The following is a 20193-nucleotide window of genomic DNA, read 5'->3' as shown; positions in this document are numbered from 1 at the left end:
GGGAGGGTTCCCCGGCGACAGCCCCGGTTCCGCGCGCCCGCGGAACCGGGGCTTTTCCGCTCTGGGTGATCTCCGCGCCTTCGTGGGACCGGTGACCGACCGGCTGCCCAAGCGGGTGCTGCTGATCGGCTCCGACCTGGCCAGGGTGCTCATCGTGCTGGCGATGATCCCCGCGCCGGCTGCGCGACCTGCCCGAGGAACTGCGCGGGCGCGGCGTGGCCCTGCTCAACGCCGTCATGGTGAACTTCACGATCGCGGGGGTCGTCGCGGACAGCCTGGTCACCGAGGTGACCGGCGTCGCCGCCTCCATCGTCTGGTCGGGGGCGCTGCTGGTCTGCGCGGCGGGCGCGCTGTCCCTCCGGTACGGCAGGCACCCCGAAGCCCACTCCGGTCACCGCTGACCGTCCGTCCATCACGCCGCTCCAGCGGCGACGCCCGCCCTCTCAGACGCCGTACAGGTGCGCGCTCACCGTCGGATCGTTCTCGAGGATGTGGTCGACGGTGTCCCAGTAGGCCACCAGCCAGGGGTGGCCGAGAGCCTCGTCCCTGGAGAGCTTGCGCCCGTACAGCGGGATGTCGGCGGCGAGCCGCGCGGCGCCGACCAGGGAGCAGGCGACGCCGTCATGCCCCTCCACCGGCCCCACCCTGCAGCCGAACGTGACGCGCCCCGCCCCCGGACGGGTGGCGGGCGCGTCCGCGTCCCAGTGGTCGTCCATGATGACGTCGATCCACGCGTCGTGGACGCCGTCATGGTGGTAGCAGGAGGCGAAGTAGATCGCGTAGGCGCCGTTCTCGTTATTGATGAACCCCGTCACCCGGTCGAACGGGGTCTCGCAGCAGTCGCAGGCGAGAGACTTCACCTGACGATCCGGGTCGATGGCAAGTTCCACGAGCGGCATTATGCCGCCGATCGCGGTGTTCGCCCCATGCTGATCGCGTTCAGGAGGAGCCGGCCCCGACGGCGCCTTCGACCGTGACCGTGGCGCTGTCCTTGCCGGACAGGCCGCTGGAGTCGGTCACCGTGACGGTCACGGTGAAGGTGCCCTCGCCGCCGTAGGCGTGGGACGGCGTGGCGCCCGTGCCGACCGTGCCGTCGCCGAAGTCCCACGCGAAGGCGAGTTCGGACGAGTCGGGGTCCCTGGCCGAGCCCTGGAAGGTGACGGCCGCCCTCCCCTGCGTGACGTAGGGTCCCCCGGCCTCCGCCCTGGGCGCGAGCGCGACCGCGATCTGCTCCTCGATCATGCTGGCGCTCTCCCCCGTCAGCTCGGAGGGGACCGGCGCGTGCGGGCCTCTGCCGGAGTCGGCGTCGTCGCGGAAGTTGAGGTCGAGGCGCTGCCAGTCGTCGTAGCCCGTGAGCGTCTGGCCCGCGCTGGGGCCACAGCCGGAGATGCCCAGGTTGTTGACGTCCACTGACACCGGATCGGGATCCTGCGCGCCGTCCTCGTCCCAGTCGAGCCCGGCATTCGCCTGGCCACTGCTCCAGCCGCCCGCCCCGCCGTCGGAGCTCCAGTAGGTGATGTTCCGCCCCGCGTCGCCGACGCCGTCCCTCTCCAGCAGGCGCGGCTCCTCGAGCGGCCTGAGCTCCTGGGTGGAGTAGTCGAGCTTGCGTCCTCCGCCGGCCTGCGGGATGTACCCCGTCTGGAAGGCGTAGCTCATGACGCTGATGTAGTTCGGCTTGCAGTTGACGTCGCTGTCGCCGCCGTGCAGGAGGCCGAGGTTGTGGCCGAGTTCGTGCATGAGCGTGCCCGCCTGCTGCCTCGTGCTGCCCACGTGGTGGGTTCCCTCGTCGTTCAACCCCCACGTGTCCGCGCCCAGCGTCACCAGGATGTCGTCGCCGTGGATCTCGGCCCGCCCTGACGAGGTGCTGCTGTCGTGCTGGTGGGCGAAGAGCGCGTAGTGGTAGGCCAGCCGCTTGGCGGCCAGCGCCTTGGGGTTCTGGCGCTGGGCGGCGGTGCCGAACGAGGCGGACTTGACGGCGTCGAAGCCGGCCCAGGTGGTCAGGTCGTCCTGATGGGCGATCTCCTCGTCCTCGTCGATGTGCAGGGTGATGCCGTTGCTGCCGTCCGGGTTGGCCAGCGGGGCGTTCGCGAAGGCGGCGACGACGTCCTGACGGGCCTCGGGCCGCAGCGCGTGCGCGGTCATGTGGTCGAGCTCGAGGTAGATGTCCCTGCGCCGGGGGTCGGCACCCGTGAGCACGAGGTCGGCGACGCCGTCGCCGTCGCTGTCGATCCCCTGGGTCTCCCACGCGTCGAGCAGGCCGTCGCCGTCGGTGTCGGGGCTGATCGTGAGCCTGGTCGTGCAGGAGCCCAGCACGGTGGCGCCCGTGGCCGACGAGGTGATGTCCACGGTGACCTCGGCGGTGCCGAAGGAAGCCGCGGTGGTGACCAGGTGGGCGTTCGGCTCGGCGCCCTGTCCCGCGCCGACCGTGCGGGTGAGGACGGTGTGCGCGGCGCCGAACAGGTCGTTGGCGCGCATCGCCGCGGTGAAGGTGGCGTCGGCCGCGCCGGTGTTGGCGACACTCACCTCCAGCGCCAGGACCGCGCCCCGGTCGAGCGCGAGGTGTCTGGCGGGAAAGGCGCAGGTCGCCGTGGGCGCCGCGACCGCTGCGGCGGCCTGCGGGAGCTGGGCGCAGGCGAGGGCGACAGAGAACACCATGGCCAGCCGTGCGGCACGGCTGCGATCTGCACGTTTCACACAAAGAGGCTGGCCAGCGAAGAAACACCGAAAACCCACCTGCATCTATGGACACAGGAAACTCGCCAGTCCACCGGCGTTACATCAACCGCTTTGCCGCGCTTGTTCACTTTCCTGAGCTCGACGGCTGCTCCGTGGCGGACGGGGTGCCCTGGTCGGTCGGTGTGACGCTCACCGAGGGCGACGGTCCCGGCTCTTCGCCGGGCCCCTCCTGCGGAATCGTGGTGATGCCGGAGGAGGGCTGAGGGCAGTCGCGGTTGCCGCGCTTCTTGCCCGCCGGGTTCACGCAGTCGCCCGGGTCGCCGTCGCCGGGCACGTCCGGCGGCCTGCCGTGGTGCTCGGGCCAGGTGACCCTCCGCGTCTCGGTCCTGGCGGGCAGCAACGTGGAAGGGCCGACCGTCCTGGTGTGGGTGACGACGACGGTCGGGGTGACCGAGGGCCCGGCGGGCGGCGGCTGCACCGTGTCCTCCGTGGGCGTGCCCGGATTGATCGTCGACCTGGCCGTGCCGTTCGGCATGACGTAGGGAGCGCTCTCAGGCGGCTGGGTGGCGCCGTCGAGCCGTACGCCTCCGCCGCCTGCCGCGGCCACCGTCAGCGCCGCGATCGAGACGGTCGCCAGCGCCGCGAAGCTGGCGTGCGACAGGTGGGCGCCCGCCTTGGCGCGGCGGCGGCGCGGCTCGGTCCGCTCGGCCTCGGGCGCCGCCTGCGCCAGGCGCACCCTGCCCGCTCCCGGCGGGTACGGCACCGGCGACCAGATCTCGCCCAGCACCCTGCCGACCGCCGCCCTCAGGTCCCAAGGATCGCCGACCCCGCCCGCGGCCAGCAGCGCGCGCAGCAGGTCGGCCGCCTTGGGCCGCTCGGCCGGATCCTTGGCCAGCGCGGCCTCCACGGCCGGACGCAGCAGCGCGGGCACCCCTTCCACCCGCGGCGGCTCCAGCATGATGCGACGGGTCAGCACGTCGGGCTCGCCGGTGCCGAACGGGTGGTGGCCGGTGGCGGCGAAGGCGATCAGGCAGCCCCAGGCGAAGACGTCCGAGCCGGGCACCGCGGGCCCGCCGGTCAGCCGTTCGGGCGCCACCCAGCCGGGGCTGCCCATGACCTGCCCGGCCTGGGTGTGCACGGCGACGGTGTCGACGTCGCGGGCGATGCCGAAGTCGATGACGCGCGGCCCTTCGGGCGACAGCAGCACGTTGCCCGGCTTGAGGTCACGGTGGACCAGGCCCGCGTCGTGCACCGCGACCAGCGCGGCGGCCACCCCGAGCGCGACGCCGTAGGCGAGGTCGGGGGTGAGGGGGCCGCGAGCCACCACGACCTGGGACAGCGCGGGGCCCTGGATGTACTCGCAGACCAGGTAGGGACGGTCGCGGTCGGTGCCGTCCTCGATCACCGCGGCGGTGCAGAAGGGCACCACGCGGCGGGAGAACCTCACCTCCTCGGCGAACCTGGCGCGGAGCGTGGGGTCGTTGAGGTGGACGGCGTGCGGCGTCTTCAGCGCCACCAGCCCGCCACGGGGATGCTCGGCCAGATAGACAACGCCCATGCCACCGGTCCCCAGACGGCCGAGCAACAGGTACCTGCCGATGATCACCGGGTCGCCCACCGTCAGCGGCCGCACGCCTGCCGGCATACCGCTCGATCCACGTGCCATCCGGGACCTCGCCTCTCCTGCTTAGGGGCACAGTCACTGCACACTGTGTCCGGGCAGGGTGAGGCTTTTCTCCGGGAGTGTCACAAGGGGTATCGCAGGTAAGGCGAATCTTCCCCCGAAGCTAGTAAATGCTGTGATATGAGGGCTTTGGCGTGTCTGGTGTGACCGCTGGGGCGTCAGTCCGTCAGAGCCGCCGACTCCTCCGCCTCGACCTGGCGGTTCCAGTCCTTCTTGACCGAGCGCCAGCCCTCGTCGTCGACGCCCAGGCGCCAGTAGCCCGAGATCGACAGCTGGTCGAGCGGGATCTCCTTCTCCACCCGCAGGAAGCGGCGCAGCTCCTTGACGCACGCGGCCTCGCCGTGGACGAAGGCGTGCACCCTGCCCGAGGGGAAGTCCAGCCCGCGCACCGCCTCGACGAGCCTGTCGCCCCTGGGCCCGCCCTGCCTGTGCACGTAGACGACGGGCACGTCCAGCTTCTGCTCCTCCTCGGGGCCCTCGACCTCGATGAAGACCCGCGCGGTCGCGCCGCTCGGCAGCGCCTCCAGCGAGGCGGCGATCGCCGGCAGCGCGCTCTCGTCACCGGCGAGCAGGTGCCAGTCGGCGTCGGGGCTCGGCGCGTAGCCGCCGCCGGGGCCCAGCAGGTACAGCTCGTCACCGGGACGCGCCGCCTCGGCCCACGGCCCGGCCAGGCCCTCGTCGCCGTGCACCACGAAGTCGATCGTCAACTCCCGGGCGGCCGGATCCCACACGCGCACGGTGTAGGTACGCAACCTCGGCCAGTGCTCGCGCGGCATGCTCTCCCTGCAGCCCGCCATGGTGAAGGGCGTCGGGAGGTCCACGCCCTCGCAGGGGAAGACCAGCTTCACGTAGTGGTCGGTCAGCCCCTCGATGGCGAACCGCGCCAGCCCCTCGCCGCCGAACACCACGCGGACCATGTGCGGCGTGAGCCGCTCCGTGCGCAGCACGACACCACGATGTTCCGTCATCGAACCCCTCCAGCGTAGTTAGGTCTGCCTAACCTACAACTGGAACGTCACGCGGCGAGCGAAGATTCCGCCCCTGGGTTCTCGACCGCGGCCAGAAAGCGGGCCATGTGCCGGTAGACCAGGCGCGCCTCCGGCAGGAGATCGGCCAGGATCGCGAAGACGTGCGGCATCCTCGGCCACTCCTCGTAGGTCACGGGCACACCCGCCTCACGGGCGCGCAGGGCGACCCTGCGGTCCTCGTCGCGCAGCACCTCGGTGGAGCCTGTGACGATCATCAGCGGCGGCAGCCCCGTGTAGTCGCCGTAGACGGGCGAGACGAGCGGATCGCGCGGGTCCAGGCCGGAGGTCCACCTCTTGGCCAGCCACTCCACCCTGCCCGCGGGCAGCATCGGATCCATCCAGCGGTTGGCCCTGCGCGGGGTGTCGCTCAGATCGGCCCACGGTGACAGGCAGATGGCGGCGGCCGGCAGCGGAAGGTCTCTGTCACGCAGCGCGAGCAGGGTCGCCAGCGTGAGGTGGCCGCCCGCCGAGTCGCCCGCGAACAGGATGTCGCCAGGCTCGTGACCGCGCTCGATCAGCTCCCCGTAGGCGTCGAGGGCGTCCTGCAGCGACTCGGCGAGCGAGTGGATCGGGCCCTGCCGGTAGTCGAGGGCGAAGACGGGCCGCCGCGCGACCACCGACAGCCGCCAGGTGATCGGCCGGTGGGTGGCGGGAGAGCCGCTGAAGTACCCGCCGCCGTGGAAGTAGAGCAGCACCTTGCGCTCGTCGAGCCCATGGCCGGCGCGGACCCACTCGCCCGAGCGATGAGGAACGATGCTCACATGCCCCGGCTGGCGCATCGGGACCAGCCTGATGATCTCGCCGAGCCTGGAGCAGGCCGTGATGGCCAGAGGGTGACGCAGAAACAGGCTGGAGGCCGGCTTCAGCGTGCCGCGGAGCAGGCCGTTGAGCGCCCTGCACTGCCAGCTGAACGGATAGTCGGGACAGACGTCCAGGTCGATCTCAGACCGCACAACTGAAGAATTCCCTCTAGAGGATCGTTCTACCGGCAAGTAAGCAACTCCTATATTTTCGGTATATGTCGATGGTGCTGTGAGATCCTTCCCGCCAGGCGCTCCCTGCCGCGGAAGCCGGGGATCGAACCGCACCGTCGCGTCCCAGCCGCCGGCACGCCCGGCGATCCCGCCGTCGAGGGCCACCACCGTCGCGCGGGGGGCGGCAACCCTACGACGCCGTCACGGTCCTCTGCCCTGGCATCGCCGCTCTTCACGCCCGCTTCGGCAGGGCGCTCCCGCGGCCGGCGAGGAACGGCGGGCCCCGGGCGTGCCGGCCCGAGCCCGCCGTCGGCGTGGCGGGCGGCCCCGGCGACGACTGAGCCGGGCAGGACGGCGAAGGCGATCGACGACACCCGGTCAGGTCCGCGCCCGGTTTATCGCCTTGCCGACCGCTGATCCTTGAGCCGATAATTACCGCTCCACCACCCGTGCCCCGACCCGGCCACGGGCTGTCGCCATGCCATCACTCACCGGAGGTGACGCACCATTTCCCTCTACGCCCGGCTCGTCCGGTACGGCTTCCGCAAACACGCCACCTACGTCTGGGCCGCGGTGGCCGGAGCGTTCACCAACAGCGTCTTCGGCATCCTGCGCGCCTATGTCCTGATCGCCCTCTGGCAGGCCAGACCCGGTCTGGCCGGCTACGACGTGATCGACGCCGTCACCTTCTGCTTCATCACCCAGGCCTTCATCGGCCCGATGCAGCTGTTCGGCGGCGGCCTGACCATCCCCGAACGCATCCGCAGCGGCGACATCGCCCTCGACCTCGTCCGCCCCGCCTCCCTCCAGGCCTGCTCCCTCGCCGAGGACCTGGGCAGGGCCGCCTACCTGCTCCTCGTGCGCGGCATCCCGCCGACGATGCTCGGCGCACTGATGTTCGGCATCGTCTTCCCCACGGGCGCGGGGCAGTGGGCCGCCTTCCTGGCCAGCTTCCTGCTCGCCGTCCTGGTCAGCTTCGCCTGGCGCTACCTCGTGGCGCTGTCGGTGTGCTGGCTGACCGACGACAGGGGCATCGCCACCGTGTCGCTGGTGCTGACGACCTTCTTCAGCGGCATGATGGTGCCACTGTCGATCTTCCCCGGCTGGCTGGGCGACCTCGCCTCCGCGCTTCCATGGGCCGCGATGGTGCAGGTGCCGGCCGACGTCTACCTCGACAAGGCCGACCTCGCCGACGCGCTCGCCTTCCAGGCGCTGTGGGCGGCCGTCCTGCTCGGGCTCGGCGCGCTCGCCACCCAGGCGATCAGGCACAAGGTGGTGATCCAGGGTGGTTAGGACCTACGCCCTGCTCGCCTGGACCTGGACCCGCGCGGCCGCGGCCTATCCCGTCTCCTTCGCGCTCATGGTCGTCTTCGGCTTCGCGCTGGCGGCCGTGGACGTCGGAGTGATCCTCGTCGTCTTCGCCAACACCACCTCCCTGGCCGGGTTCACCCGCCCGGAGGTCCTCTTCCTGTACGGCGCGGCCAACATCGCCTTCTCCTCCGTGGACATGTGCGTCGGCAACATCGACAGGATCAGCCAGCACATCAAGGCCGGCACCTTCGACGCCTTCCTCATCAGGCCCGCCTCCACCTGGGTGCAGACCACCGTCGACAGGTTCACCCCCACCAGGATCGGACGGGTGCTCCAGGCCGTGATCGTGCTGGGCGTGGCGATGGCCGAACTCGACGTGCCGTGGCAGCGCGTCTGGATGGTCCCCGTCATGATCGCCACCGCCATGGTCATCTTCGCCTCGCTCTGGACCCTGGCGGGGGCGCTGCAGTTCGTGGTCACCGACGCGCCCGAGGTGTGCAACGCCTTCACCTACGGCGGCGGCCAGCTCAGCCAGTACCCGTTCAGCGTCTACGGCCGCGACCTGGTGCGAGGGGTCACCTACGTGCTGCCGCTCGCCTTCATCAACTGGCAGCCTGGCCTGTACGTCCTGGGCAGGGACGACCCGTTCGGCACGCCCGGGTTCCTGCGCTTCGCCGGGCCTCTCGCCGCCCTCCTTCTCGCGCTGCTGGCCGCCCTCGCCTGGCGCCAGGGCGTTCGCCGCTACCGATCGACGGGGAGTTAGCAATGATCGAGCTGGACCGGGCTGGACGCTCGTTCAAGGTCAAGCGCGCGCTCGTGCACGCCGTACGGGATCTGTCGTTCCGGGTCGAGCCTGGAGAGTTCGTCGGCTACCTCGGCCCCAACGGCGCGGGCAAGTCGACCACGATCAAGATGCTCTGCGGCATCCTCACCCCCACCTCGGGGCGGGTGCGCGTGGCGGGGCTCGACCCCTCGAGGAGGCGCACGACGCTGGCCAGGAGGATCGGCGTGGTGTTCGGGCAGCGCACGACGCTGTGGTGGGATCTGCCGCTCAAGGACAGCTTCGAACTGATCCGGCTCCTTTACAAAGTAGATCGCAAGGTGTTCCGCGAACGGCTCGACGAGCTGGTGGAGACCCTCGACCTGGCGGAGTTCCTGCGCACGCCGGTGCGCCAGCTCAGCCTGGGCCAGCGCATGCGCGGCGATCTGACGGCCGCGCTGCTGCACGCGCCCGACGTGCTGGTGCTCGACGAGCCGACGATCGGGCTCGACGTGATCAGCAAGAACAGCATCCGCGCGTTCCTCCTGCGAGTGAACGCCGAGCGCGGCACCACCGTCCTGCTCACGACGCACGACCTGGGTGACATCGAACGGCTGTGCAGGCGGGTGATGGTCATCGACCACGGGCGGCTGGCCTTCGACGGCTCGCTCGAGCAGCTGATGGCCACCTCGCCCGAGGAGACGATCGAGGAGGTGGTGACCAGGCTCTACACCCGCACGGGTCAGTAGTAACTGCCCTCCTGGGCCTCCTCGTAGTCGTCGTCCAGGTCGTCGTGCCTGCGCGACCAGCGGGAAGGCATCAGGACGGGCAGGAACATCAGCACGCCGAGCAGGGCGTAGACGCCGGTGGTCAGCAGCGTCACGTTGCCCGCGCCCGCATCCAGCACCACCTGGTGCATCGAGGCCTCGTCGGGGATGAACGACAGCGCCCTGTTCACGTCGAGCGCGTAGACGACCGTCCAGGCCAGCAGGACCATCGACGGCACGAACGTGGCCAGCGGCGAGACCCTGCCCACCACCACCAGCCCGAGCACCAGGCCGATCACCGCCATGGCGGCGAGGGCGATCCACAGGCGCGTGCCCGTGACGGGCACGGCCGTCCCCGGCGCGACCGTCAGCGCCTGCTGGGCTGCCCAGCCGCCCCCGACCAGCAGGGCGCCGGTCACGATCACGCCGAGAAGCAATCCAGCGAAATGCCGCAAATTCCTCACCTCAGCCCTGACCCTAGCCACAAAGCAGACACTTCTTCCAGGCATTGAACACAGCCGTATGGGCCCCGTGAGAACATACGGGCACCCATGCGCGCCAACCTTCCACTCCGGCTCACGCGAGCGGCCGCCTTCTCGGCCGTCTGCGTGCTGCTGGCAGCGCTCGGTCACGTGGTGGCCGGCGGTGACGGGCCCCCGCTGTGGGCGCTCGCGCTGGGCGGCGGCACGGTCATGGCGCTCGCGCTGGCGCTGTCGGGCAAGGAGCGCTCGACCTCGACGATCAACCTCACGCTCCTGGGGCTGCAGGCGGGGCTGCACGAGCTGTTCGCCCCCGAAGGCGGCGGCGCGGTCCTCACCCTCGCCCACGGGCACGGCCCCGGCCTGGACTCGGCGCTCGGCGCCGGCCTCGGCCCGAGGCTCGGTGAAGACCTGGGCATGCTGCTCGCCCACCTGACGGCGACGCTGATCACCGGCTGGTGGCTGGCGCGCGGCGAGGCCGCGCTCTGGTCGCTGCTGCGCCGCCTCGGCCACCGGCTGGTCGGCCTGCTACCCGCGCCCGCCACGATCTCGATCCGGCGGGCGCCGGTCCGCGCGATCCCGCGCGTCGCAGGCCGCCGCGCCGTCCTGCGCCACATCGTCAGCAGACGCGGTCCTCCACTTCCCGCTGTCTGACGCCTCTTCCCTTCCTTCGTCCTTCAAGTGGAGTTTCCGCATGTCCACCTTCCGTCGTACGGCCGGCGTGCTCGCCGCCGCCACCGCCCTCTCCCTCGGCCTGGCGGTCCCCGCCCTCGCCCACGTCACCATCAACCCGGGCAGCGCCGAGCAGGGCGGATTCACCAAGGTCGCCTTCCGCGTGCCGAACGAGCGCGACAACGCCTCGACCACCAAGATCGAGGTCTCCTTCCCCGTCGACCATCCGCTGGCCTTCGTCTCGGTGAAGCCGGTGCCGGGCTGGGAGGTCAAGGTCACCGAGGGCAAGCTGCCCAAGCCGGTGAAGACCGAGTACGGCGACCTGACCGAGGCGGTCACCAAGGTCGTCTGGTCGGGCGGGGAGATCAAGCCGGGCCAGTTCCAGGAGTTCGAGGTGTCGATGGGCCAGCTGCCGACCGACACCACGCAGCTGCTCTTCCCCACCACCCAGACCTACTCGGGCGGCGAGGTCGTGCGGTGGGCCGACGAGCCCGAGGCCGACGGCAGCGAGGCGGAGAAGCCCGCTCCGCTGCTCAAGCTCACCCCCGCCTCGGGCGACGGTGAGCACGGCTCGGCCTCCGCGTCGCCGTCCGCCGCGAGTGGCGAGGCCACCTCGGCCGGCACGGGAGGCGTTCCCTCGGTGGCGCCGGTGGCGGCATCGGGCTCGTCCTCCGACGGCACCGCCAGGCTGCTGGGCGGGGCCGGGCTGGTCGTCGGCGTCATCGGCGTGGTGATCGGCTTCATGGGCCTGCGCCGCCGCTCGGCCTGACGTCCTGCGGGGGCCCGTGAACGCATGGGCCCCCGAGGCGCGCGAAGACGGCTCACGAAGACGGCTCATCAACCAGGAAACCCCGGCCCACGGCCGCGTGAGGCCGTGAAGCCGGGGATCCCCGTGGGCGGTCGCGGCGCGGCGGCCGGCCTCAGGAGGTGATGTCCTTGCTGGTGAAGCGGGCCCAGGCGAGGGAGCCGAACAGCAGGATGTAGGCGCCGAAGGCCAGCAGTCCCGAGCTCAGGTCGTCGAAGGCGATGGGGTCGCGCAGCACGGCGTCGAAGTCGCCCCACCAGTTGGGCAGCAGATACGGCTGCAGCACGTCGAGCTGGGGGATCACCCTGAGCACCTGGGTGGAGATGACCAGCACCACGGTGGCGGCGATCGCGCCGATCGGCGCCTCGGTCAGCGTCGACAGCGCCAGCGCGACGGCGGCCAGCGCGGCCATGCCCGCCGTCACGTAGCCGATGACGATCAGCATCCGCAGCAGGGCGTCGCCGAGCGGGATCGCCACGCCCGACAGCAGCGTCACAGGCCCTGCGGGGAACAGGATCAGGCCGGTGACCAGCGCGGCCAGCGACACGGCCGAGGCGACGGCCAGGCAGAACAGCACGGCGTTGACGTACTTCACCGCCAGCAGCCTCGTCCGGCCGGCCGGAGCGGCCAGCAGGTAGCGCAGCGTGCCCGCGCTCGCCTCACCCGCCACCGAGTCGGCGGCCACGACGGCGACGGCGACCGGCATGAGCAGCGGTACCAGCGCCGACAGCGAGATGAAACTCAGGAAGAAGCCGTTGCCCGTCACCTGCTGGATCAGGCCGCCGGGTCCGTCGGCCAGGTCGTCGCCCACGAGGCGCAGCACCACGCCGAGAATGACGGGAACGACCGCGAGGACGGCGAGCATGGCCAGGTTGCGCGGCCTGCGGAAGGTCAGGCTCAGCTCCGAGCCGAGCATGCGCAGGAAGGCGCTGACCGGTCCCGTCCCGCCGTCCTGCGGAGGGACCGGCAGGGCCGGCGGTCCCTGCGGGGCGATCCGGCCCGGCAGGTCGGCGCGCGGCCCGACCTCGGCGGTGAGCCTTGACTCGGCCACCGGCACCAGCCCCGGAATCCGCCGCGCCCCGCCTCCGCGCGGCGGCTCACCGGCCTCCACGTCGCGAACCTCAGGCTCAACCTTCGACATCGAAACCCTCCCCGGTCAGCCCGACGAACACCTCTTCCAGGCTCGGCCGTACGACCGACAGACCTCTGACCGCCACGCCCGCCTCGACCAGCGAGGCGTTGAGCCGTTCGGTGGCGTGCCCGCCGAGGTCGGCGCTCACCTCATGGCCGTCGTGCGCGACGTCCGACAGGCCGAGCCCGCGCAGGACCCTGGCCGCGTCGGCCCCGTCGGGCGTCTCGACCCTGACGCGCGGGGCGCGACCGCCGTTCAGCGAGGCGATGGTCCCCTGCGCGACCAGCCTGCCGGCTCGCATGATGGCCGCGTGCGTGCACATGTGCTCGACCTCGCCCAGCAGGTGCGAGGAGACGAACACGGTGGTGCCGTCGGCGGCGATCTCCTTCACCAGCGAGCGCACCTCCCTGGTGCCCTGCGGGTCGAGCCCGTTGGTCGGCTCGTCGAGGATGAGCAGCTCGCGCGGGCCGAGCAGGGCGGCGGCGATGGCCAGGCGCTGGCGCATGCCGAGCGAGTAGTGCCGGTAGCGCTTGGCCGCGGCGGCCGACAGCCCGACCCTGTCGAGCGCCGCCGCGACCCTTGTCCTGGCCGTTCGGCGCGGCGCGGTGGGATCGGCCGCGTCGTAGCGCATCAGGTTGGCCTCACCCGACAGGTAGGGGTAGAAGGCGGGCCCCTCGACCAGCGCTCCGACCCTGGGCAGCGGCACCACCGAGTAGCTGCCCGAGGTTGGCGTGACCAGGCCGAGCAGCATGCGGATGGTGGTGGTCTTGCCCGACCCGTTGGGGCCGAGGAAGCCGTAGACCGAGCCTCGCGGCACGGCCAGGTCGAGGGCGTCGACGGCGACCTGACCCCCCTTGAAGCGTTTGGTGAGCCCCTCGGTGACGATCGCGTCGTCCCCCGCGGGCGGGGACGCCCCTGAGGGCGCCCCTGCTTCCAGCGTCACACTCACTTGGCGCCTGCCGCCTTCGTGAGCTCCTCGGGGGTGACCGCGCCGACCAGGAGGCGGCCGTCGTCGGTGAACAGGGCGCTGACCAGCTTGGTCTTGATCAGCTTGCCGCTGCCCCACGCGCCGCTCACCGGGGTGGCCGAGCGCAGGACGGTGTCGAGCGCGGCGGCGGCTTCCTGGGCCTGCCCCTGCCCCTCGCTCCGCCCCTGGGAGGGAGCCGCGGGGGTCTTCGGCGTGGGCAGGACCGCGACCGTGGTCCAGCCGGCGCCGACGGTCTTGACCTCGCCCTCGGCGAAGTCGTGCTTCTCCTCGTCCTTCGAGAAGCCGAGCGTCTTCTCCTCGACCTTGGCCCCCGCGGGCGGGGTGAAGGCGAAGTTTTCCGGCGCCGGAGCCGAGAAGGTGACCTGGGTGAAGCCGACCTCGAAGGCGGGCTCGGCCGAGCCCTTGGCGTACACCTGGACCCTCAGTGGGACGTAGGTCTCGCCGTCGAGCGCCAGCCGTACGTCCTGCACCAGCGAGCCCGCCTCCTTGGGCGCCAGCACCAGCTCGTAGGCCGGGCGGCCGGCGACCTGGGTGTTGCTGGTGACGCTGACCACGCTGTGCTCGCCGACCTTGGACAGCAGCTGCTCGGCGGCCTGCTGCGGGGTCATCGAGGGCCCGGTCGGGGCCGCGGTGTGCGTCTTCTCGGCGCCGGGCGCGATCTTGACCCGGGTGGCGGTGTTGGACTGGCTGTCCCACACCCAGGTCTGGTCGCCGTTCACGATGACGTTGGTCTCGTTCATGGGCCCGGGGACGGCCAGCCTGAACTGGTCGCGCGAGCCGTACCAGACCTTGGCCTCATGGGATCCGGACAGCAGGGCGATCGGGGATCCTGCCGACGCGGTCTGCGGGAGGGCGGGAAGGCCGAGGGAGGCGGTCTCCAGGACGGTCCCCGACATCGGGGGCAGTCCGTCCTTCTGCACCGCGGCCGCCGCCTCCGCCAGCAGCTGCTGGGCCGAGCGCTCCGGCAGGACCGGGTCTCCGCTGACCGCGGCGATCACCGGCCCCGCGCCTATCGCGGCGCCGATGACGGCCACGGCCGCCATCGGGACTCCCCACCTCACGAGCTTGCCTCTGGACATCTCACTCCTTCACGGTATTGCTTACCTCTCAACAGTGCGTGAAGTGTCCTGTGGCGACCCTGAGACGAGCTGAGAGGGCTCTCAGCGCTGATGGTGCACTATGTCGCCTATGAGAGTTCTGGTCGTCGAGGACGAGAGGCGGATGGCGGCGGCCCTCCAGCGGGGGCTGCAGGCCGAGGGGTTCGCCGTGGACCTGGCCCACGACGGCGAGGAGGGCCTGCACCTGGCCAGGCAGGGCGACTACGACGTGGTCGTCCTGGACATCATGCTGCCCAGGCTGTCGGGCTACAACGTGTGCAAGCGGCTGCGCGCGGAGGAGAACTGGGTGCCGATCCTGATGCTGTCGGCCAAGGACGGCGAGTACGACATGGCCGACGGTCTCGACCTCGGCGCCGACGACTACCTCACCAAGCCGTTCTCCTACGTCGTGCTGGTGGCCAGGCTGCGGGCGCTGCTGCGGCGTGACGCGGGCCGCCGTCCAGCCGTGCTGACGGCGGGCGACCTGTCGCTGGACCCGGCCAGGCGCAAGGTGCAGCGCGCCGAGGAGTCGGTGGAGCTGACGCCGCGGGAGTTCGCGCTGCTGGAGTACCTGATGCGCCGCCACGACGAGGTGGTGTCGAAGACGGAGATCCTGGAGCACGTCTGGGACACCTTCGACACCGACCCGAACGTGGTCGAGGTCTACGTCGGCTACCTGCGCCGCAAGATCGACGCCCCGTTCGGCAGGAACGCGCTGCAGACCGTGCGCGGCGCCGGGTACCGGCTGGCCGGCGACGGTGGCTGACTCCCCTCTCGCCAGATGGAGGCGCAGGAGCCTGCGCTTCAGGCTGACCGCCCTGGCGGCCGTCGCGCTGGTGCTGGCGTTCGGGGTCTCGGCCTCGACGCTGATGATGGTGCTGGGCAGGTCGCTGATGGACACCGTCGACGAGACCACCAGGCAGCACGCGCAGGCCGTCAGGGCCCAGGCCGACAGCGGCACGCTGACCGACCCGATCACCACGCAGGACGGCACGATCGTGCAGGTCATCGCGGCCAACGGCAGGATCACCCACGGCACGTACGGCGCCGACCGGCTGGTGCCGCTGCTGCCCGCCCACGACAGGAGGCGGGCGCAGAGCCACGAGAACGCCCGGTTCCGCGACGGCGAGCCCTATGGCATCCCGGGGCCGCTGCGCGTCGTGGTGGTCAGCGGGGACGACGGGATCACCGTGCTGGCGGCGCGCCCTGTGGCCGAGATCGAGAAGAGCCTCATCGTCGCCGGCAGGGTGCTGTTCGTGGGCACGCCGCTGCTGGTGGCCTTCCTGGCGGGGGCGAGCTGGCTGATCATCGGCAGGACGCTGCGTCCGATCGCCGCGCTGCGCAAGGGGGCCGCCGAGATCACCCACACGGCCAGGTCCAGGCGGCTGCCCGTGCCGGAGGCGCGCGACGAGGTGCACTCGCTGGCGGTCACGCTCAACGACATGCTGGCCCGGCTGGAGGGAGCCGAGTCGCGCCAGCGGGCGCTCGTCTCCGACGCCGCACACGAGCTGCGCAGCCCGCTGGCCAGCATCAGGCTGCAGCTCGAGGTGGCGCTCGGCCATCCGGAGGGCCAGGACTGGCGCGAGACGGCCGAGGGTGTGCTCGAGGACACCCTGCGGCTGTCGCGCCTGGCCGAGGACCTGCTGGCGCTGGCCAGGCTGGACGAGCGCGGCGGCAGGCTGGCCAGGAACGAGCCCGTCAACCTGGAGGAGGTGGTCAGGCAGGTGGTCGAGAGGTACGGCGAGGCCCGCCTGACCGCCTGCGAGCCCGTCGTGGTGCGCGGCGACGCGCTGGACCTGAGCAGGGTCCTGACCAACCTCATGGACAACGCCGTACGGCACGCCACCGGCAAGGTGGAGGTGGCGCTGAGGGCCGACGGCGAGCTCACCGTGTCCGACGACGGGCCCGGCATCCCCGAGCAGGACAGGGAGCGCGTCTTCAACCGCTTCACCAGGCTCGACGACGGCCGCGGCAGGGACGAGGGCGGCGCGGGGCTGGGCCTGGCGATCGTGCGCGAGACGGTCAGGGCGCACGGCGGCACCGTCCACCTGGAGGACGCCGCTCCCGGCCTGCGCGCGGTGGTCAGGCTCCCACCCGCCGCCTGAGGCCTGCGTCGCCTTCTCCGAACCGTCGAGGCCGGCGCCGTCGCGGTATCAGCGATCGGTCCTGGCGCCGACGCTTCCGACGATCAGGTCGGACAGCGCCGTGACCGCCTCCGCCGCGGTCGTCTGCCCCCTGTTCAGCTCCGCCGCGATCGTCTCGGCCGCGCCCAGCACGCCGACGCAGCGCAGCCGAAGCGCCTCGGAGGTCAGGCTCGAGTGGGGCAGCAGTGCGGCGGCCAGCCAGTCCCTGAAGCTGTCGAGCATCTGGTGCTGGATCTCCTCCATCTCCGGATTCCCCTTCAGCGCGGCGGACACGGCGTTGAACTCCGGCATGTCGGTGGCACAGGCGAAGTACGCGGCGCTCATGGCACGGGCGATCTCCTCGACGGCGGGCGCGGCCTCCCGCAACGCCCGCGCCGACGCGTCCCTGTGTCGTTCGTCCAGTCGCCGGTAGAGCGCGAGCAGCAGGCCTGGCCGGGTGCCGAAATGGTCGTACACGATCGGCCTGCTCACCCCCGCGGCCTCGGCGAGGGTCGCCAGCGTCAGACCGTCTGCGCCCTGGTCGCGCACCATCGTCATGGCGGTGTCGAGCAGCTGCTCCCGCCTGGCCTGCTTGGACAGGCGACTCGGTGATGTGGTCATCGTCCTCCCTTGCGCTGTCGCCCCAGTTTAGCTACAAAGTGTAAGTTACAAAATGTAGCTTGGCTGGACACGAGAGGAACCTCAGTGGAGCATTCGACATCCGTCCTGGTCATGGGCGGTTCGGGTCAGGCGGGCGCGGGAGCCGCCGCCCTCCTGCGCCAATGGCATCCGACACTGCCGCTGACGATCGCGGGTCGCGATCTCGCTCGCGCGCAGCGGGTCGCCGACGAGCTCGGTACCGCGACGGCCGTGACCATCGACCTGGAGCGGAGCGATCTCGGCCTGCCGGCGGGCCAGGTCCACTCAGCGGTGGTCGCGGCCGTGTGGGACGCCCGCCTGCACGGGCTGCGCTACGCGCAGCGCCGCGGGCTGCCCTACCTCAGCATCTCCAGCGGTCTGATGGACATCGCACCGGAGGTCGTCGCGGGCGCCCAGCGGGCGGGCGGGGCACCGATCCTGGTGGCCAGCCACTATCTCGCCGGTCTCGTCGTCCTCGCGGCGCTGGACTCGGCCCGGGAGTTCGACCGGATCGACACCATCAGGATCGGCGCCATACTCGACGAAACAGACATCGGCGGGCCCGCGGGGATAGCGGATCTGGAGCGCTGGTCGGCCGTCACCTCGGCGGGGCTGGTGCGCCGTGACGGCGTCTTCACCTGGCTCGAGAGCCGTGACGCGCAGGCGGACGTGATCGGTGTCGACGGCACCGTCCTGCCCGGCCAGAGCATCCCCATCCTCGACGTGCCGAGCCTCGCCCTCGCCACGGGCGCACCGAACGTCCGCTTCGACTTGGCGGTCGGGCAGTCCCCGAGCAGGCGTCGCGGCGGACCCGCTTCCATGGAGGTCAGGATCGACCTCGAAGGAGCAGGGTCCACGGGCGCGCCGCTCAGCACGAGCCGACACCTCGTCCACCCCGAGGGGCAGCGGCCCCTGACCGCCCTCGGCGTCGCCCTCGGGGTCGAACGACTGCTCGGGCTGCGCGGCGATGCCGTGGCGCCGGGCATCCACACCCCCGAGGCCTTGCTCGACCCCGCCTACGCGGTCGAGCGGATGAGGGAGGTCGGCGCCACGTTCGTCGGCTGACGAGACGACCGCCGAAGCACCCCGCGCCGCCGATCCTCGGGCGCAGGGTGCCGGTGGAGGGCCTCAGGCGCCGGGTCGCGTGAGGCGGGCGACCTCGGCCAGCGCCGTCCTGGCCGAGGCGGCGTCGTGGACCCGGAAGACCCGCGCCCCCTGCAAAGCCGAGACGGCCAGCGTGGCGATCGTGCCGGCGTGCCGTTCCTCCACGGGCAGCCCGCCCAGCGCCTCGCCCACGAAGTCCTTGTTCGACACGGCCACCAGCACCGGCCAGCCGGTGGCCGTCATCTCGTCCAGGCGGCGGCTGACCTCCAGCGAGTGGAAGGTGTTCTTGCCGAAGTCGTGCGCCGGGTCGATGAGGATCGACTCCCTCGCCACCCCGGCCGCGACCGCCCGCCCGGCCAGCTCCACGGTGTAGGAGACGACGTCGGCGACCACGTCGGCGTAGGCGATGCGGTGCGGCCTGGTGCGCGGCTCCACCCTGCCCGCGTGCGCGCACACGAGCCCCACCCCGTGCCTGGCCGCCACCTCGGCCAGGCCGGGGTCGACGCCGCCCCACGTGTCGTTGAGCAGGTCGGCGCCCGCCTTGGCCACCACGTCGCCCACCTCGGCCCGCCAGGTGTCGACACTGATGATCAGCTCGGGGTGGCGCTCGCGGACGGCGGAGACGAGGTCGGCCACCCGCCTGATCTCCTCGTGGGCGTCGACCGTCTCGCCGGGGCCCGCCTTGACGCCGCCGATGTCGACGATGTCGGCGCCGCCCTCGACGGCCTGGGCGACCGCCTCGAGCGCGGCCCCGAAGCCGTAGGTCCTTCCCCGGTCGAAGAAGGAGTCGGGAGTACGGTTCACCACGGCCATGACCGCGTACTCCCCCGGGCCGAACTCCCTGCCGTGCAGGCGCAAGATGCTCATCACCTCGGAGCCTACAGAGCCGTACGGCCGGTCGGCCCCATCACCGCGACCAGCCCTAGGGACGAGAGTGGCTCTCGCCCCTGGGCGCGGGTCATGCGGCCGTGGAGCCCTTCTCCGCCGTCGCCAGGAAGTCCTGGGCGATCAGGGGAAGCCTGCGGCGGGCGTGGACGACGGCGATCACCCGGCGCACGGCCGGATCGAGCGAGCGCACCACGAGCCCCGCCCTGGCCGCCTGCTCGGCCATGCCGCGGTACCACAGCAGCGAGGCCTGCCCCGCCCGCACCGCGTTGAGCCAGCCGTTGCGCTCGTCGGTCTCCAGCACGACGATCGGGTTGACCGCGTACTTTCCGAACATCGCGTCCAGCTCCCGCCTGCGGACGCTGCCTCTGGCGGGCAGGGCCAGCCGCAGCCCGTCGAGCCTGCGCATCGGGACGGGATCGGGCAGATCGAGCCCCGGAGGGGAGATGAGCACGATCTCCTGGCGTTCGAGGGGATGGGTGATCAGGTCGGTGGGCACCGGCAGGTCGGTGAGGCCGAGATCGGCCCGCTGGTCCCTGACCGCGTTCACGACCGCGTCGCGGCCGTCGCAGCGGATGATGTGCACCCTGACACCCGGATGCTCGGCCGCGTAGGCGGGGAGCAACCGGCCTGCCAGGCCTGGTTCGAGGTTGGCGGTGGAGGCGATGCGAAGCTCGGCCTCCGAGGCGCCGCCGTGGGTCGACAGGGCCTCGATCTCGCCGACCGCGTCGAGCGCCTCTCTGGCCAGTTTGACGACCCTGCGGCCCTGCGCGGTGACGACCACCCCGCGCCCCGAGCGGGCGAACAGCGTCATGCCCAACTCGCGCTCCAGGTCTCGGATCGCGCGCGAAAGCGCAGGCTGCGCGATGTAGAGCGACCTGGCCGCGTCGGTCATGGTGCGGTGCTCCGCAGTCGCGACCACGTAGCGGAGCTGCTGCAGATTCATGACATTGAAGCTAGGACAACGGCCGCTCCTCGGACGGCGACATAGCGGAGATCACCTCGAATGATTTCGGACTGTAACCGAGTACCGCTACATCCGTGACGGGTGAGAAATCAGTATGCTTCT

At 71.5% G+C, this 20193-nt stretch carries 21 protein-coding genes; 9 read left to right on the top strand and 12 right to left on the bottom strand.

Annotated elements, in window-relative coordinates; genetic code table 11:
* Window positions 1-215: 215 nt before the first annotated feature.
* Window positions 216-401, top strand: coding sequence for a hypothetical protein (locus ABFX50_RS04710; RefSeq protein ID WP_346143533.1), 186 nt, complete (start codon window positions 216-218; stop codon window positions 399-401).
* A 42-nt stretch (window positions 402-443) separates the two neighbouring features.
* Here ABFX50_RS04710 and ABFX50_RS04705 read toward each other — a convergent pair whose 3' ends face one another.
* From ABFX50_RS04705 to ABFX50_RS04685, 5 genes are all read right to left on the bottom strand, one after another.
* Complete coding sequence (locus tag ABFX50_RS04705) at window positions 444-890, bottom strand: hypothetical protein (RefSeq protein ID WP_346143531.1); 447 nt, start codon at window positions 888-890, stop codon at window positions 444-446.
* Window positions 891-939: 49 nt separating this feature from the next.
* Complete coding sequence (locus tag ABFX50_RS04700; protein WP_346143529.1) at window positions 940-2694, bottom strand: PKD domain-containing protein; 1755 nt, start codon at window positions 2692-2694, stop codon at window positions 940-942.
* A gap of 106 nt (window positions 2695-2800) precedes the next feature.
* Window positions 2801-4342, bottom strand: a complete 1542-nt coding sequence (locus tag ABFX50_RS04695; RefSeq protein ID WP_346143527.1) for a protein kinase domain-containing protein — start codon at window positions 4340-4342, stop codon at window positions 2801-2803.
* 176 nt (window positions 4343-4518) lie between these two features.
* Window positions 4519-5328 carry a siderophore-interacting protein gene (locus tag ABFX50_RS04690; RefSeq protein WP_346143525.1) on the bottom strand — a complete coding sequence of 270 codons (810 nt, stop codon included), beginning with the start codon at window positions 5326-5328 and terminating at the stop codon, window positions 4519-4521.
* A gap of 47 nt (window positions 5329-5375) precedes the next feature.
* Window positions 5376-6341, bottom strand: coding sequence for an alpha/beta hydrolase (locus ABFX50_RS04685; RefSeq protein ID WP_346143523.1), 966 nt, complete (start codon window positions 6339-6341; stop codon window positions 5376-5378).
* Between the two features lie 594 nt (window positions 6342-6935).
* Here ABFX50_RS04685 and ABFX50_RS04680 point away from each other — a divergent pair.
* From ABFX50_RS04680 to ABFX50_RS04670, 3 genes are read left to right on the top strand one after another with little or no spacing between them, the layout of a single operon-like run.
* Window positions 6936-7655, top strand: a complete 720-nt coding sequence (locus tag ABFX50_RS04680) for an ABC transporter permease (protein WP_346143521.1) — start codon at window positions 6936-6938, stop codon at window positions 7653-7655.
* Complete coding sequence (locus ABFX50_RS04675; protein ID WP_346143519.1) at window positions 7648-8436, top strand: ABC transporter permease; 789 nt, start codon at window positions 7648-7650, stop codon at window positions 8434-8436. The genes ABFX50_RS04680 and ABFX50_RS04675 overlap by 8 nt, the downstream gene beginning before the upstream one ends.
* 2 nt (window positions 8437-8438) lie before the next feature.
* Entirely contained in the window at window positions 8439-9182 is a 744-nt protein-coding gene (locus tag ABFX50_RS04670) for an ABC transporter ATP-binding protein (RefSeq protein WP_346143517.1), read from the top strand.
* Here ABFX50_RS04670 and ABFX50_RS04665 read toward each other — a convergent pair.
* On the bottom strand, window positions 9176-9664 hold the full coding sequence (locus ABFX50_RS04665; RefSeq protein ID WP_346143515.1) for a hypothetical protein: 489 nt from the start codon (window positions 9662-9664) through the stop codon (window positions 9176-9178). The two genes, ABFX50_RS04670 and ABFX50_RS04665, sit on opposite strands and share 7 nt — an antisense overlap.
* Before the next feature lie 87 nt (window positions 9665-9751).
* Here ABFX50_RS04665 and ABFX50_RS04660 point away from each other — a divergent pair, with 87 nt between their 5' ends.
* Window positions 9752-10333, top strand: a complete 582-nt coding sequence (locus tag ABFX50_RS04660) for an MFS transporter (protein WP_346143513.1) — start codon at window positions 9752-9754, stop codon at window positions 10331-10333.
* A 40-nt stretch (window positions 10334-10373) separates the two neighbouring features.
* Complete coding sequence (locus ABFX50_RS04655) at window positions 10374-11120, top strand: YcnI family copper-binding membrane protein (RefSeq protein WP_346143511.1); 747 nt, start codon at window positions 10374-10376, stop codon at window positions 11118-11120.
* A 151-nt stretch (window positions 11121-11271) separates the two neighbouring features.
* Here the strand turns inward: ABFX50_RS04655 and ABFX50_RS04650 are convergent, their stop codons facing one another.
* From ABFX50_RS04650 to ABFX50_RS04640, 3 genes are read right to left on the bottom strand one after another with little or no spacing between them, the layout of a single operon-like run.
* Window positions 11272-12297, bottom strand: a complete 1026-nt coding sequence (locus ABFX50_RS04650) for an ABC transporter permease (RefSeq protein WP_346143509.1) — start codon at window positions 12295-12297, stop codon at window positions 11272-11274.
* Complete coding sequence (locus ABFX50_RS04645) at window positions 12284-13237, bottom strand: ABC transporter ATP-binding protein (protein ID WP_346143507.1); 954 nt, start codon at window positions 13235-13237, stop codon at window positions 12284-12286. The genes ABFX50_RS04650 and ABFX50_RS04645 overlap by 14 nt, the downstream gene beginning before the upstream one ends.
* Window positions 13234-14355 (bottom strand): LolA family protein, encoded by a 1122-nt coding sequence (locus tag ABFX50_RS04640; RefSeq protein ID WP_346143505.1) that lies wholly within the window; start codon window positions 14353-14355, stop codon window positions 13234-13236. Before ABFX50_RS04640 ends, ABFX50_RS04645 begins: the two co-directional genes overlap by 4 nt.
* A 109-nt stretch (window positions 14356-14464) precedes the next feature.
* On the opposite strand from ABFX50_RS04640, the gene ABFX50_RS04635 reads away from it, so the two are divergent.
* Together ABFX50_RS04635 and ABFX50_RS04630 are read left to right on the top strand one after the other, a co-directional pair.
* Window positions 14465-15139: a response regulator transcription factor gene (locus ABFX50_RS04635; protein ID WP_183645591.1), complete on the top strand. Its 675-nt coding sequence runs from the start codon at window positions 14465-14467 to the stop codon at window positions 15137-15139.
* Complete coding sequence (locus ABFX50_RS04630) at window positions 15132-16478, top strand: sensor histidine kinase (protein WP_346143502.1); 1347 nt, start codon at window positions 15132-15134, stop codon at window positions 16476-16478. The genes ABFX50_RS04635 and ABFX50_RS04630 overlap by 8 nt, the downstream gene beginning before the upstream one ends.
* A gap of 48 nt (window positions 16479-16526) precedes the next feature.
* On the opposite strand, the gene ABFX50_RS04625 is transcribed toward ABFX50_RS04630, so the two are convergent.
* Window positions 16527-17117 carry a TetR/AcrR family transcriptional regulator gene (locus ABFX50_RS04625; protein ID WP_346143500.1) on the bottom strand — a complete coding sequence of 197 codons (591 nt, stop codon included), beginning with the start codon at window positions 17115-17117 and terminating at the stop codon, window positions 16527-16529.
* An 84-nt stretch (window positions 17118-17201) separates the two neighbouring features.
* Here ABFX50_RS04625 and ABFX50_RS04620 point away from each other — a divergent pair, with 84 nt between their 5' ends.
* A complete protein-coding gene (locus ABFX50_RS04620; protein WP_346143498.1) occupies window positions 17202-18200 on the top strand; it encodes a saccharopine dehydrogenase family protein in 999 nt (332 codons plus the stop codon).
* 63 nt (window positions 18201-18263) lie between these two features.
* Here the strand turns inward: ABFX50_RS04620 and folP are convergent, their stop codons facing one another.
* Both folP and ABFX50_RS04610 read right to left on the bottom strand, forming a co-directional pair.
* The gene (folP, locus tag ABFX50_RS04615; RefSeq protein WP_346143496.1) at window positions 18264-19106 is read right to left on the bottom strand and encodes a dihydropteroate synthase; all 843 of its coding nucleotides are present in this window, start codon (window positions 19104-19106) and stop codon (window positions 18264-18266) included.
* 91 nt (window positions 19107-19197) lie between these two features.
* Complete coding sequence (locus ABFX50_RS04610; protein ID WP_183645595.1) at window positions 19198-20070, bottom strand: LysR family transcriptional regulator; 873 nt, start codon at window positions 20068-20070, stop codon at window positions 19198-19200.
* Between the last annotated feature and the right edge of the window lie 123 nt (window positions 20071-20193).

Source organism: Nonomuraea recticatena (assembly GCF_039533245.1).
GTDB lineage: Bacteria > Actinomycetota > Actinomycetes > Streptosporangiales > Streptosporangiaceae > Nonomuraea > Nonomuraea roseola.
Note: the sequence above shows the minus strand (reverse complement) of the source record. Positions and strands in the feature narration are given on the sequence as shown.